Source organism: Pseudomonas sp. TREG-RG-20F-10-E-6-01, from assembly GCF_022662455.1.
GTDB lineage: Bacteria > Pseudomonadota > Gammaproteobacteria > Pseudomonadales > Pseudomonadaceae > Aquipseudomonas.
On sequence record NZ_JAKNQP010000007.1, the window covers coordinates 260,063 to 274,362 of the forward strand.

Sequence of the window (14,300 nt, forward strand, 5' to 3'; positions counted from 1 at the left end):
AAAATGTGGGAGCTGGCTTGCCGGCGATAGCGGCTTCGAATTCAGGACACTCTTTAATGACACAACACAGCGACTTATTGATCATCGGCGCCGGCATCCTTGGCCTGTCCCACGCCTACGCCGCCGCCAAACGCGGCCTCAAGGTCAAGGTATTCGAGCGCAGCGCCACGCCGCTCGGCGCCTCTGTGCGCAACTTTGGCCAGGCGCTGGTCACCGGCCAACCGCCGGGGCCGATGCTCGACCTGGCCCTGCAAAGCCGTGATATCTGGGGGCATTGGGCGCAGGTCGCCGGCCTGCAGCTCAAGCGCAAGGGCTCATACCTGTTTGCGCGTACAGAGGCGGAGGAGCATCTGTTGGAAGCTTTTTGCGCCGGTCGTGCGCAGGCTTACGGCTACAACGTCGAACTGCTGCAAGGCGCGGCGATGAAAGATCTATATGGCGGCCAGTTCCGCCATCACCGCGCCGCGTTGCATGGCAAAGACGATCAGCAGTTGTATTCGCGCGAAGCGATTCCGGCGCTGATCAACTACCTTCGCAGCGAATTGAAGGTGGAGTTTCATTTCTCCACGCTGGTGCGCGACGTTGAGCCTGGCCACGTGCACACCACGGCGGGGAGCTTTCGTGGCGAGCAGGTCATTGTGTGCTCCGGCCACGACTACCAAACCCTGCTGGCGGAATCGATCGCCGAACTCAACCCGAGTGTCTGTCGCCTGCAAATGCTGCGCGCCCGTCCAGCCGTCAACCTGAACCTGCAACACGCGTTGCTCACAGGCCTCAGTTGTGTGCATTACGGCGCCTTCGCCGATTTGCCGGAAGCGGCGCCCGTGCAGGCGCAAATCCTGCGCGATGCACCGCATTTGCATGCACACGGCATTCACTTGCTGATCAGCCCGACGCCTTATGGCGAACTGATCATCGGTGATTCCCATGACTACGGCCGTGATGCCTCGCCGTTCAATACCGAGCAGGTCGATGACTGGATGATCAAACTGGCGCAGCAGACCCTGGGTTGCAAGGTTCAGGTGGTGGAGCGCTGGCAGGGCGTGTATGGCGCGCGTGGACCGGGGCCGTTTTCGTTCCTGCGCGTAGCACCGGGCGTGAGCGCGGCGTTGATGCACACCGGCGTGGGCATGAGCGTCGGGCCGGCGATGGCCGAACGAAACATCAGCACAGTGTGGGGTGAGGCGTGATGAACCCGGAACAGGCGATTGCCGAACTCTTCGGCTTGTACGAGCAGCATGGCACGGCGGACTACATCGGCGAGCCGGTGTCGCAGATCGAACACATGTCCCAGGCCGCACAGTTGGCCATGGCTGAGGGCTTTGACGATGAAGTGGTGCTGGCAGCGTTTTTCCACGACATCGGGCACCTCTGCGGCCAGGGCGGCGAGAACATGGGCGGTTACGGCGTGGTCAGCCACGAGCGGCTGGGCGCGGATTATTTGCGCCGCGCAGGGTTCAGCGAACGCATGGCCAGGCTGGTGGAGTATCACGTGCAGGCCAAGCGTTACCTGACCTTCAGCCAGCCGGCCTATTACGCGCGCTTGAGCGAAGCCAGTCGCCGAACCCTGAGTTACCAGGGCGGCGTGATGAGCGCCGAAGAAGCCCAGGCGTTCGAGCAGGACCCGCTTTGTTCGGTGAGCCTGCGCATGCGCCACTGGGATGAGCTGGCCAAGGACATGCATGTGCCGGTGCTGGACCTTGAGATATTGAAGGCCAAGGCCCGGCGACTGCTTGCGGCTTAGCGTTCATCCAGGCGCGGGGCCAGCGCCTCGACCTGTTCCTGGCGCTCGGCCTGGCTGAGTTTGGCGTGAGGGTTGAGGGACGACCATTGCGGGTGCGCGCGGGCTTTATGCAGCGCGTCCGGCAGCTTGCCCTCGCGCCAGGTTTTGTCCTGAGGCGTGTCGACCTTGATGCTGTGCATCGCCGCATGGCCACGCAGGTTCAGGGCCTTGAGCAACTGGCGCTGGCGCAAGGCGAGCAGGCGCAGCACGCTGTCGTCGACGGTCAGCTCACGATGGCCCTTGATCTTGCCCAGCAGACGGCTGCCGTAGCTGCGCGCGGTTTGCAGCGCACCGCCGGCAATCGCACCGGCAATCGCGGCGACGCCCAGGGTCAGGCCGCCAACCAGCAAATCCACGCCGGCCCCGGCGGCGGCGCCTGCGGCGATCCCGCCGCCGACGCGCACGCCAAGTTGTTTGAGGGTTTCGGGGTTAAACAGGTCATCGCCCCAACGGCCGTCGAGCAGCGGCAAGTCGCTGGCGGTGGCGTCCTGCGGGCGAAAGCCGAAAAGTTTGAGCAGGGCTTCCACGCATTTTTGTTCGCGCTGGCGCACGGCCTTGCGTAAATCGCCGATGGCTTGCTGTTCATCCTCGGTGACCACGCTGCGCCGGCACGCGGCGCAGTCGATCAACAATTCGGCGATCAACCGCGCGGCGCTCTGCTGGCGGGCCTGGCGCTGGGCTTGCTGATCGAGGATCAGCCGTTCCAGCTGCGGCCGCGCATTCTCCAGCAGCAGGGCCAGGCTTTCATACAGGCGGCGCTCCCCGTCCTCCGGCGGCGCGACGCTGTCGAACCGCACCAGCGCATGCAGGCCCAGGCGGGCCAGGGCTTCGCGCCAGTCGGGTTCGCGGTGGTCGCTGCTGCTGACGAAGTTGAGCACCGGCAGCAGCGGCTTGCCGCAACTGGCCAGCACTTGCAGCTCGTCGCGGTACTTGGCCAGCACCGGCTCGCGAGCGTCGATCACATACAGGCCGGCGTCGCAGGCCAGCAGTTGGCGCAAAACCTTGGCCTCCTGTTCGAAACGCTGGCGCGCCTCGCTGCCTTCCAGGAAACGCGCCAGGCGTGCCGGGCCGTCCAAGCGCTCGCCGGGGCGATCCAGGCGCTCCAGGTAGTCGAGCAGGGCGATCGCGTCTTCCAGGCCGGGCGTGTCGTACAGCTCCAGCAAGGCTTCGCCGTCGACCGACAACCGCGCGCCTTCCACATGCCGCGTGGTGCTGGGGCGATGAGAGACTTCGCCGAAGCCGACGTCACGGGTCAGCGTGCGCAAAAGCGAGGTCTTGCCGACGTTGGTGTGGCCGACCACGGCCAGTTTCAGCGGTTTAGTCATGACCGGTCTCCAGCCATGTGAGCGGCGCGCAGTCGGCGAAGGGCAGTTCGAGTTGGTGCAACGCGGCGTGCCAATCGCCAAGGCGCTCGGCGTCCAGCGCCTGGCCGGGCGGTGCCTGCAGCAGCCACACGCGGGTGGCCGTGGCGCTGCGTGCCAGTTCGGCGATCAGCGCCAGGCTGCCACGGTCAGGCGAGCGACGAGGGTCGCAGGCGATGGCCAGGCGTGCGGGTGGGAAGCGCGTGAGCTGTTCCAGCAGTTTGTTGCGCGATTCGCGGCTGTCCAGAATGCCGGCGTTTTTGATGCTCGCCGGTAATTTGGGCGGCCACGGGTGTTGATCGTCGAGTTCGATGGCCACCAGCAGGGCGCCGTCGCTCTGCAGTTCGCTGACGCCGCCGCTGACCTGGTGCAGCTGTTCGGGCGCTGCATCGTTGACACCGAGCCGCTCGCTGCTTGGCATCAGGCGTTCGCGCAACGGGCTGTAGCCGGGCAGGTTGAGGTCCAGGCGCAGGGCGGCGCGCCCGCGTTTCCAGCGCCACAGGCACAGCAGCGCGAGGATCAACCGCGGCAGCAGGCCGTACACCAGCAGCACGCCGACCAGCCAGGCGGCCCAGGCTTGGCGTGCGCTTTCGATATTCAGGGCGGAGTCGCCGCTGGCGCGGATCATGTCGACGGTCGGCACGTTAAAGCCCAGCAGCGCGGGCAGGCTGCCGAGGGCTTGGGTGACGGCGACAAAGGTGTCGGCGCCCAGGATGGTGGTTTCCCACACAAAACCGTAGCGCCGGGTGGCCAGCAGTGTCAGCAAAATCACCATGGCACTGAGCAATGCCAGCAACCACAGGCTGTTGACCAGCACACCCACTGCCCAGCGATTGAGTTTGTGGCGTTGCAGCAACAGCAGCAGTGCCGGCGCCAGCTGAGCCGCCTTGGCATCACGCGCGAGTTTTTCGCTGAGCCACAGCCACAGGCGGCCGAGGCTGGCGCTGTGCTCGCCGGCAAACGCCAGGCCCAAGGCCCAGCTCAGCAGCAGAATCAGGTTCAAGCCGAGCAGACTGCCCAGCGCCCAGAACACATTCACCGGGGTCAGGCCGTTACCCAGCGCGGCAAACGCCAGGCCGGCGCCACTGATCACCGCGACCACGGCCAACAGCACCAGCGCCAAACGGGCGCCTTGCAGCCAGCGGGTGAGGGCGGCGGTCAGTCCGTCGCGTTCGGCCAAGTGCAGGGCGCGCGCCTGGATGCGCGTCGGCAAGTCGCCACCGGCCGTGCGGGCCAGGCGGTTGGCTTCCAGGTCTTCGAGTGGGCCGGCGTGTTCTTCACGCAGGCGCACGGTTTCTGTCAGCCAGAGGGTGTGCAGGGGAGTCAGAGCAGTCACGCGCCGTCCTGTTGAGCAAGTGAGGTTGGAGCATAACCGCTGACTCGCAGCTCTGGTATTCTCGTCGCCATGAAAAAAACTCTCCCTTTAAGCCTGATCGCAGCCCTCGGTGAAAACCGCGTGATCGGCGTCGACAACAGCATGCCCTGGCATTTGCCGGGGGATTTCAAATATTTCAAGGCCACCACGCTCGGCAAGCCGATCATCATGGGGCGCAAGACCTGGGATTCGCTGGGCCGACCGCTGCCGGGGCGCCTGAATATCGTGGTCAGCCGTCAGACCGATCTGGCGCTTGAAGGTGCGGAAGTTTTTCCGTCGCTGGCTGCGGCGGTGGAACGGGCCGAGGCCTGGGCGCTGGAGCAAAGCGTGGATGAGCTGATGCTGATCGGCGGTGCGCAGTTGTATGCGCAAGGGTTGGAGCAGGCGGATCGCCTGTATCTGACGCGGGTTGCGTTGAGCCCGGACGGGGACGCGTGGTTTCCCGAGTTTGATCTGAACCAGTGGAAGCTGGTGTCGAATGTCGAGAACCCGGCCGAGGGCGATAAGCCTGCCTACAACTTCGAAGTCTGGGAAAAAGCCTAAAAGCATCGGGGGCAAGCTCCCTCCCACAGTTGACCGAGTGAACGCGATCAAGTGTGGGAGGGGGCTTGCCCCCGATAGCGGTCTATCAGGCCTGCGCTAACTCCGCATGCTCATCGGCATTGAGCAACGCTTTATCCGTCTGCCCCATGATCTGGCTGGTAATCGCACCCGCCGTCATCGAACCGTTCACGTTCAGTGCCGTACGGCCCATGTCGATCAGCGGCTCCACGGAAATCAGCAGCGCCACCAGTGACACCGGCAAGCCCATCGCCGGCAGTACGATCAGCGCGGCAAAGGTCGCGCCGCCGCCAACACCGGCCACACCGGCTGAACTCAAGGTCACGATTGCGACCAGCGTCGCGATCCACAGCGGGTCGAGCGGGTTGATGCCCACGGTCGGTGCAACCATCACCGCGAGCATGGCCGGGTAGAGACCGGCGCAACCGTTCTGGCCGATGGTCGCGCCAAACGAGGCGGCGAAACCGCCAATCGATTGCGGGATACCCAGGCGGCGGGTCTGCGCTTCAATGCTCAGCGGGATGGCGGCTGCGCTGGAGCGGCTGGTGAAGGCAAAGGTCAGCACTGGCCACACCTTGCGGAAGAAGCGCAGCGGGTTGACCCCGGCCAGCGACAGCAGCAGGCCGTGCACCACAAACATCAGGCCCAGCGCCAGGTACGACACCACCACAAAACTGCCGAGTTTGATGATGTCTTGCAGGTTGGAGCCGGCGACCACTTTGGTCATCAGCGCCAGCACGCCGTAGGGCGTCAGCTTCATCACCAGGCGCACCAGGCGCATCACCCAGGCTTGCAGGGTGTCGATGGCGTTGAGCACTTTCTGGCCTTTTTCCACGTCGTCCTTGAGCAGTTGCAGTGCGGCAACCCCGAGAAACGCAGCAAAAATCACCACGCTGATGATCGACGTCGGCTTGGCCCGGGCCAGGTCGGCAAACGGATTGGCTGGCACGAACGACAGCAGCAGCTGTGGGATATTCAGGTCGGCGACCTTGCCTGCGTAATCACTCTGGATCACTTGCAGGCGCGCCATTTCCTGGGTGCCGGCCACCAGGCCTTCGGCGGTGAGGCCGAACAGGTTGGTCAGGCCGATACCGATCAGCGCCGCAATTGCCGTGGTGAACAGCAGCGTACCGATGGTCAGGAAGCTGATCTTGCCCAGGGACGAGGCGTTATGCAGACGCGCCACGGCGCTGAGGATCGAGGCGAATACCAGCGGGATCACGATCATTTGCAGCAACTGCACGTAACCATTGCCGACCAGATCAAACCAGCTGATCGAGGCTTTGAGCACCGGGTTGCCGTCGCCATAAATCGTGTGCAACGCCGCGCCGAACAGCACGCCGAGCACCAGCGCGAACAGAACCTTCTTGGCGAGGCTCCAGTGTGTGCGGCGGGTTTGTGCCAGGCCCAAAAGCAGGGCCACGAACACCAGTACGTTGAGAATCAGGGGCAGATTCATTGAAGCTCCGTTGAGAAGGCAGCCAATCGCGTGAGCCTGCGATTGCGAACCGGAAAGCCTAACAGCTTGAAATATATTGATTTAATACCGATATGGAATGGTGACTGTCGTTTTTGGAATAAGCCTTTGACGCTCAGGCACACGCCCTTGGCGCAATCACGACGCAAGCGGTCGTGCTCGGGCGATAACTGTCACACAGATTTGTTAGCGTCGATGTCTTTCACTCAGGGAGAAATCGCTTATGAAGTTCGCGCCAACACTACTGGCCGCCGCCTTCTGCTTGGGCCTCGCCAGCCAGGCATTTGCCGCCACCGAGTTGAAGCACTGGCCGGCGCCTGCCGCCGAGCAACTGAACAAGATGATCGCCGCCAACGCCAACAAGGGTAATTTCGCGGTGTTCGACATGGACAACACCAGTTACCGCTACGACCTCGAAGAGTCACTGCTGCCGTACCTTGAGAACAAAGGCCTGATCACCCGCGACACCATGGACCCATCCCTCAAGCTGATTCCGTTCAAAGACACCGCCGACCACAAGGAAAGCCTGTTCAGCTACTACTACCGACTCTGCGAAGTGGACGACATGGTCTGCTACCCGTGGGTTGCGCAGATTTTCTCCGGCTTCACCCTCAAGGAGCTCAAGGGCTATGTCGACGAGATGATGGCGTCGGGCAAGCCGGTGCCGGTCACCTATTACGACGGTGACGTGGTCAAGACCATGGACGTGCAGCCGCCGAAAGTCTTCACCGGCCAGGCTGAGCTGTTCAACAAACTGATGGAAAACGGCATCGAGGTGTATGTGATGACCGCCGCGTCCGAGGAGTTGGTGCGCATGGTCGCTGCCGATCCGAAGTACGGTTACAACGTCAAACCCGAGAACGTCATCGGCGTGAGCACCTTGCTCAAGGATCGCAAGACCGGCGAGCTGACCACCGCGCGTAAGCAGATCGCCGCCGGCAAGTATGACGAGAAGGCCAACCTCGGCCTGGAACTGACCCCGTACCTGTGGACCCCGGCGACCTGGATGGCCGGCAAGCACGCGGCGATCCTGACCTACATTGATGAGTGGAAAAAACCGGTGATCGTGGGCGGTGATACGCCGACCAGCGACGGTTACATGTTGTTTCACGATGTGGACGTGGCCAAGGGTGGCGTCCACCTGTGGATCAACCGCAAGGATAAATACATGACCCAACTCAACGGCATGATGGCCAAACACGCGGCGGCCCAGGCCAAGGAAGGGCTGCCGGTGACGGCGGACAAGAACTGGGTGATCGTCAAGCCGGACGAGATTCAGTAAGACCGAGCCGCCTGCTTTCGCGAGCAAGCCCGCTCCCACATTTTTGCCCGCATTCTCATGGTGGAACTCGGTTAAGTGTGGGAGCGGGCTTGCCCGCGAAAGCGGTGTGTCAGGCAGTACATGAGTCGGCGGGCCCACCGCGATCGCAGGCAAGCCAGCTCCCACATTCGACCGCATGCTTGAGTTGGAACCCGATCAACTGTGGGAGCGGGCTTGCCCGCGAAAGCGGTGTGTCAGGCAGTACATTAGTCGGCTGGCCCACCGCTATCGCAGGCAAGCCAGCTCTCACATTCGACCGCATGCTTGAGTTGGAACCCGATCAACTGTGGGAGCGGGCTTGCTCGCGAAGGCGGTGTGTCAGGCAGTACAAGAGTCGGCTGGCCCACCGCGATCGCAGGCAAGCCAGCTCCCACATTCGACCGCATGCTCATGTTGGAACCCGATCAACTGTGGGAGCGGGCTTGCCCGCGAAGGCGGTGTATCAGGCAGTACATGGGTCGGCTGGCCCACCGCTATCGCAGGCAAGCCAGCTCCCACATTCGACCGCATGCTCATGTTGGAACTCGGCTTACTGCTGAAGGGGTTACCCAGAAAAAAATGCCCCGCACGTGGCGGGGCATTTTTATGCGCGGGGCTTACAGGCCGTCGAGCATCGCTTTGTTACGCACAGCGCCTTTGTCGGCGCTGGTGGCCAGCAAGGCGTAAGCCTTCAACGCAGTGGTGACCTTGCGCGGACGCTTCTCGACCGGTTTCCAGCCTTTCTTGTCCTGCTCAACCCGGCGGGCGGCCAGTTCTTCGTCGCTGATCAACAGGTTGATCGAGCGGTTCGGAATGTCGATCAGCACTTTGTCGCCGTCCTGCACCAGGCCAATCGCGCCGCCGGCAGCCGCTTCTGGCGAAGCGTGGCCGATGGACAGGCCCGAGGTGCCGCCGGAGAAACGGCCGTCGGTGAGCAGGGCGCAGGCTTTGCCCAGGCCTTTGGATTTCAGGTACGACGTCGGATAGAGCATCTCTTGCATGCCCGGGCCGCCTTTCGGGCCTTCGTAGCGGATGATCACGATGTCGCCGGCCTTTACTTCGTCGGCGAGGATGCCGCGTACGGCGCTGTCCTGGCTTTCGAAGATCTTGGCGTTGCCTTCGAACACGTGGATGGATTCATCCACACCGGCGGTTTTCACCACGCAGCCATCCAGTGCGATGTTGCCGTACAGCACGGCCAGGCCGCCTTCTTGCGAGTAGGCGTGCTCGACACTGCGGATGCAGCCGTTTTCACGGTCGTCATCGAGGGTGTCCCAACGGGTGGACTGGCTGAACGCCGTTTGCGTCGGGATGCCGGCCGGGCCTGCCTTGAAGAAGTGATGCACGGCTTCGTCGGTGGTCTGGGTGATGTCCCACTTGGCGATGCCTTCGGCCATGCTCGTGCTGTGCACGGTCGGCAGGTCGGTGTGCAGCAGGCCGCCACGGGCCAGCGAGCCGAGGATCGAGAAGATCCCGCCGGCGCGGTGCACGTCTTCCATGTGGTACTTCTGGATGTTCGGCGCGACCTTGCACAGTTGCGGCACGTGCCGGGACAGACGGTCGATGTCGCGCAGGTCGAAATCGATCTCGGCTTCCTGGGCGGCGGCCAGCAAGTGCAGGATGGTGTTGGTGGAACCGCCCATGGCGATGTCCAGGGTCATGGCGTTTTCGAACGCCTTGAAGTTGGCGATGTTGCGCGGCAGCACTGACTCATCGTTGTCGGCGTAGTAACGCTTGCACAGCTCGACGATGGTACGGCCGGCCTGCAGGAACAGCTGCTCGCGGTCGCTGTGGGTGGCCAGCGTGGAACCGTTGCCCGGCAAGGCCAGGCCGAGGGCTTCGACCAGGCAGTTCATCGAGTTGGCGGTGAACATGCCGGAGCACGAGCCGCACGTTGGGCAAGCGCTGCGCTCGTATTCCGCGACTTTCTCGTCAGACGCGCTGGAATCGGCGGCGATGACCATAGCGTCGACCAGGTCGAGGCCGTGGGAGGCCAGTTTGGTCTTGCCGGCTTCCATCGGGCCGCCGGAGACGAAGATCACCGGGATGTTCAGGCGCAGGGAGGCCATCAGCATGCCGGGGGTGATTTTGTCGCAGTTGGAGATGCACACGATGGCGTCGGCGCAGTGGGCGTTGACCATGTATTCCACGGAGTCGGCGATGATCTCGCGGCTCGGCAGCGAATACAGCATGCCGTCATGGCCCATGGCGATGCCGTCATCCACGGCGATGGTGTTGAATTCTTTGGCCACGCCGCCGGCGCGTTCGATCTCGCGGGCGACCAGTTGGCCCAGGTCCTTGAGGTGGACGTGGCCGGGTACGAACTGGGTGAACGAGTTGGCAATCGCGATGATCGGCTTTTTGAAGTCGTCATCTTTCATCCCCGTGGCACGCCACAGTGCGCGCGCGCCGGCCATGTTGCGGCCGTGGGTGGATGTTTTCGAGCGGTAATCAGGCATGGAGCACTCCGGGCGGCTAATCAAGTACTAAAGGGAAGTGAGCTTCTATTGACGTCTGGAACACTCAGAAAATGGCCGTGTGTCCAAACGTTGCCACTCGCGTCGCGGGATCGCCGCGTGCTTGGGCCTCGAGCTCATAAACCCGCCGGGGGATGACTGGCGATGAATAGCGTCGATTCTACACCGCTGGCGGCCGGAGGGAATGGCCGCCAGCGTGTAGATAGCGCTTACGAGACGTGTGGGTGTGCAAGTTTCATGGTCAGCGGCCGACCCGCGCGTTCGTCATCACGCCCCAAACGCTGAGCACGATGAAGCTGATGGCGATGGTCATCAGCAGGTTGGCCCCGGCTTGGGCGAGGGCGGCGCTGCTGACGGCAGCGGTGATGAACATGATGCTGTTGCCGGCCGAGGCGGCGGTGCCGGCGCTGCTGGAGAACAGCAACATGGCGGCGGAAATCGCGGCGGGGCGAACCAGAGTTACGGCCAGGGCGCTGATCAGCATCGGGATCAGCAGGGTGATGGTGGTGATGGCTCCAAGACCGACGATCAGCATCAGAAGCACGCCTGCGATAAGCAGCAATCCAAGGCCGATGTTGATTTGCCGGGACAGCGAGATGCGTTTTTGAAGATACGACGCCGCCAAGCCACCGAGCAGATAGGCCACGCCATACACCATGAGTACCAGTGCGTACTGGTATTCGGAGAGTTTCAACGAGTCCATGAAAATCAACGGTGTCACGCTGATCAAGGCGAAGTAGCAGGCGAACACCAACGCGGCGATCCACCAGTAACGCAGGAAGTCGCGATTGGTCGCGACATCTTTCAGCGTGCCGATGATCGACACCGGCGTGCGGTGCGGGCTGGCGGACTTGGAGGGCAGTATGCAGAACGCATGGATCAACATCCCCAACGCCATCAGTGCGAATCCATAGAAACTACCTTGCCAATCGAAGGTGGTTTGCAACCAGGAGCCGATCAGCGGTGACAAGGCGACGAACGAGCCGCTCAGGGTCATGTAGTAGAGGCGCACACGGGCTCGATCCTGTTCTTCGAACAGGTCTTCCACTAACGCGTGGCCCAGTACGAAGAAGCCGCAACCCATGGCCTGGACCGAGCGAAACAGCAGGAAGCTCAGGTAGTCCGTCGATAATGCGCAACCTATCGCACCCAGGATCGACAGCGTGATGCAACCGAGCAGGACTTCCTTGCGGCCCCATTTATCCGACAGTGGGCCGGCAATCAATTGGGACACTGAAAACACCAGCGTGAACAGACTGATCGACAGTGCGATTTCTGCGGTAGGCGTGTCGAACCTGGCAGCCAGTGCGGGAAACGAGGGCAGCAGAATGTTGATAGGGAAAAAGCTGATCAGGGAAATGCAGGTGATGAGGATGAAGCGGGAGAGGTAGGGCCCAGACATTGTTTTTGTTTTCCGGAGTAATTCCAGAAACCGATACTAGTCTGCGAAATGTGGAATTCAATCAAAACCGTTGAAGGACGGTTCCCGAATTGTTGTGGTTTGCGGTGATAGGAAAGTTGCCCTGACACACCACAAACCAAAATGTGGGAGCGGGCTTGCTCGCGAATACGTAGTGTCAGTCAACTCATTCATCGACTGACTTGCCGCTTTCGCGAGCAAGCCCGCTCCCACATTTAGCCCGCGTTCAATCAGCTATTGGGCAACAACCGGCACGTAATGCTCTTGATGTAGCGCGTTTCGGCAATCGCCGGGTGCACCGGGTGATCCGGCCCCTGGCCGCCGCGTTCGAGCATCTGGATATTGCGGTCCAGGTGACGGGCGCTGGTCAGCAGGATGTTTTGCAGGTCGTCTTCCGGCAAGTGCATCGAGCAGGATGCGCTGACCAGGATGCCGTCCTTGCTGAGCAGGCGCATGGCTTGCTCGTTCAGGCGGCGGTAGGCGCCTTCGCCGTTTTTCATGTCTTTTTTGCGTTTGATGAAAGCCGGTGGGTCGGCGACGATCACGTCGAAGCGTTCTTCGCTGGCTTTCAGCTCTTTGAGGGCTTCGAACACATCGCCTTCGATGCAGGTCATCTTCTCGGCAACGCCGTTCAGCGCAGCGTTGCGCTCCACGCCGTCGAGGGCGAAGGCCGAAGCGTCGACGCAGAACACTTCACTGGCGCCGAAGGCTGCGGCCTGCACGCCCCAGCCACCGATGTAGCTGTAAAGGTCCAGCACGCGTTTGCCTTTGGCATACGGCGCCAGGCGGGCGCGGTTCATGCGGTGGTCGTAGAACCAGCCGGTCTTCTGGCCCTGGATTACCGGGGCTTCGAATTTCACGCCGTTCTCTTCCAGCGCCACCCACTCCGGCACCAGGCCGAACACGGTTTCAACGTAGCGGTTGAGGCCTTCGGCGTCGCGCGCGGCGGAGTCGTTCTTGAACAGGATGCCGCTTGGCTTGAGCACTTGGGTCAGGGCGGCGATCACGTCTTCTTTGTGGGCTTCCATGGTCGCCGAAGCGATCTGGACGACCAGGATGTCGCCGAAACGGTCAACCACCAGGCCCGGCAGCAGGTCGGAGTCGCCGTACACCAGGCGGTAGAACGGCTTGTCGAACAGGCGATCACGCAGCGACAGCGCGACGTTGATGCGGTGCACCAGTAGCGACTTGTCCAAAGGCAACTTGATGTCGCGCGACAGCAGGCGTGCGCAGATCAGGTTGTTCGGGCTCATGGCCACGATGCCCAGGGTCTTGCCGCCGGCCGCTTCCAGGATAGCCTGGTCGCCTGCCTGGAAGCCGTGAAGTGGGGTGGCGGCCACGTCGATTTCGTTGCTGTAGACCCACAGGTGGCCGTTGCGCAAACGACGATCGGCGTTGGCTTTGAGACGCAGGCTTGGCAGGGACATGACGTCGCTCCGGAAAAAAGAGCGGGAGTATACCGTGTTGTGCATGAATTCGCGGCGCCGCCGGACATGTGGGAGCGGGCTTGCTCGCGAAAGCGGTGGATCAGCGACTGTATTCGGTGACTGACACCGAGCGTTCGCGAGCAAGCCCGCTCCCACATTTGATCCGGTTTCAGTTCGGCATTTGGGTGTCGGTCAAGTCTTCATAAGGGTTAGAATCGCCGCCTAGCCCAGAGTGTGTACTTATGTCCCAAGAGCTTTCCGCCGAACAGATCCAACAGGCCCTGCAAGGCATCAGCGTGCCGCCTCAACCGCAAATCATGGTGGATTTGCAGATGGAGCAGTACATGCCCGACCCGGACCTGGAAGTGATCGCGCGGTTGATCTCCCAGGACCCGGGCCTGTCCGGCGCATTGCTGAAGATCGTCAACTCGCCGTATTACGGCCTGAGCAACAAGATTGCCTCGATCCAGCGCGCGGTGAACCTGCTGGGCAGCCGTTCGATCATCAACTTGATCAACGCACAGTCGATCAAAGGCGAGATGAGCGACGACACCATTGTCACCCTCAACCGCTTCTGGGACACCGCCCAGGATGTGGCCATGACCTGCCTGACGCTGGCCAAGCGCACCGGCTCGCAGGCGGTGGACGAGGCTTATGCCCTGGGGCTGTTCCACGATTGCGGCGTGCCGTTGATGCTCAAGCGGTTCCCCGATTACATGACGGTGCTGGAGCAGGCCTACGCCAATGCCGGGCCCGATTGCCGCGTGGTCGACACCGAGAACAACGCGTTCAACACCAACCATGCCGTGGTCGGCTACTACACCGCCAAATCCTGGCGCCTGCCGGAGCATGTGACCGACGCGATCGCCAACCACCACAACGCGTTGGCGATTTTCAGCGATGAGTCGTCGCGCACGCCGCAACTTAAAAACCTGCTGGCCATCCTGAAAATGGCTGAGCACATCTGTTCGTCCTGTCGCGTGCTGGGTAACCAGGCCGTGGACCATGAGTGGAATGCCATCGGCCATCTGGTGCTGGATTACGTGGGCCTGTCGGACTACGACTTCGAAAGCATGAAGTTGTCGATCCGCGAACTGGGCGCGCACTGACCCTTTTTTC

General features: G+C 62.2%; 11 protein-coding genes. 5 read left to right on the forward strand and 6 right to left on the reverse strand.

Annotated features, from left to right (window positions below; translation table 11 throughout):
* Window positions 1-56 precede the first annotated feature (56 nt).
* Together L8K08_RS21110 and L8K08_RS21115 are read left to right on the forward strand one after the other, a co-directional pair.
* The gene (locus L8K08_RS21110) at window positions 57-1,190 is read left to right on the forward strand and encodes a TIGR03364 family FAD-dependent oxidoreductase (RefSeq protein WP_242199801.1); all 1,134 of its coding nucleotides are present in this window, start codon (window positions 57-59) and stop codon (window positions 1,188-1,190) included.
* A complete protein-coding gene (locus L8K08_RS21115) occupies window positions 1,190-1,744 on the forward strand; it encodes a phosphonate degradation HD-domain oxygenase (RefSeq protein WP_242199802.1) in 555 nt (184 codons plus the stop codon). The genes L8K08_RS21110 and L8K08_RS21115 overlap by 1 nt, the downstream gene beginning before the upstream one ends.
* Here L8K08_RS21115 and L8K08_RS21120 read toward each other — a convergent pair.
* Both L8K08_RS21120 and L8K08_RS21125 read right to left on the reverse strand, forming a co-directional pair.
* The gene (locus L8K08_RS21120; protein ID WP_242199803.1) at window positions 1,741-3,108 is read right to left on the reverse strand and encodes a GTPase/DUF3482 domain-containing protein; all 1,368 of its coding nucleotides are present in this window, start codon (window positions 3,106-3,108) and stop codon (window positions 1,741-1,743) included. The genes L8K08_RS21115 and L8K08_RS21120 overlap by 4 nt on opposite strands.
* Window positions 3,101-4,480, reverse strand: coding sequence for a DUF2868 domain-containing protein (locus tag L8K08_RS21125; RefSeq protein WP_242199804.1), 1,380 nt, complete (start codon window positions 4,478-4,480; stop codon window positions 3,101-3,103). Before L8K08_RS21125 ends, L8K08_RS21120 begins: the two co-directional genes overlap by 8 nt.
* Window positions 4,481-4,549: 69 nt before the next feature.
* Here L8K08_RS21125 and L8K08_RS21130 point away from each other — a divergent pair, with 69 nt between their 5' ends.
* Complete coding sequence (locus L8K08_RS21130) at window positions 4,550-5,062, forward strand: dihydrofolate reductase (RefSeq protein ID WP_242199805.1); 513 nt, start codon at window positions 4,550-4,552, stop codon at window positions 5,060-5,062.
* Window positions 5,063-5,147: 85 nt separating this feature from the next.
* Here L8K08_RS21130 and L8K08_RS21135 read toward each other — a convergent pair whose 3' ends face one another.
* Window positions 5,148-6,539: an L-cystine transporter gene (locus L8K08_RS21135; RefSeq protein WP_242199806.1), complete on the reverse strand. Its 1,392-nt coding sequence runs from the start codon at window positions 6,537-6,539 to the stop codon at window positions 5,148-5,150.
* Window positions 6,540-6,780: 241 nt separating this feature from the next.
* On the opposite strand from L8K08_RS21135, the gene L8K08_RS21140 reads away from it, so the two are divergent.
* Window positions 6,781-7,839 (forward strand): haloacid dehalogenase-like hydrolase, encoded by a 1,059-nt coding sequence (locus L8K08_RS21140; RefSeq protein WP_145157782.1) that lies wholly within the window; start codon window positions 6,781-6,783, stop codon window positions 7,837-7,839.
* A 635-nt stretch (window positions 7,840-8,474) separates the two neighbouring features.
* Here L8K08_RS21140 and ilvD read toward each other — a convergent pair.
* From ilvD to L8K08_RS21155, 3 genes are all read right to left on the reverse strand, one after another.
* Window positions 8,475-10,316 carry a dihydroxy-acid dehydratase gene (gene ilvD, locus L8K08_RS21145; RefSeq protein WP_242199807.1) on the reverse strand — a complete coding sequence of 614 codons (1,842 nt, stop codon included), beginning with the start codon at window positions 10,314-10,316 and terminating at the stop codon, window positions 8,475-8,477.
* 259 nt (window positions 10,317-10,575) lie between these two features.
* Window positions 10,576-11,736, reverse strand: coding sequence for an MFS transporter (locus tag L8K08_RS21150; protein WP_242199808.1), 1,161 nt, complete (start codon window positions 11,734-11,736; stop codon window positions 10,576-10,578).
* A gap of 248 nt (window positions 11,737-11,984) precedes the next feature.
* A complete protein-coding gene (locus L8K08_RS21155) occupies window positions 11,985-13,181 on the reverse strand; it encodes a class I SAM-dependent rRNA methyltransferase (RefSeq protein ID WP_003213799.1) in 1,197 nt (398 codons plus the stop codon).
* A 296-nt stretch (window positions 13,182-13,477) separates the two neighbouring features.
* On the opposite strand from L8K08_RS21155, the gene L8K08_RS21160 reads away from it, so the two are divergent.
* Window positions 13,478-14,290, forward strand: a complete 813-nt coding sequence (locus L8K08_RS21160) for an HDOD domain-containing protein (RefSeq protein ID WP_178119648.1) — start codon at window positions 13,478-13,480, stop codon at window positions 14,288-14,290.
* The last annotated feature ends 10 nt before the right edge of the window (window positions 14,291-14,300 follow it).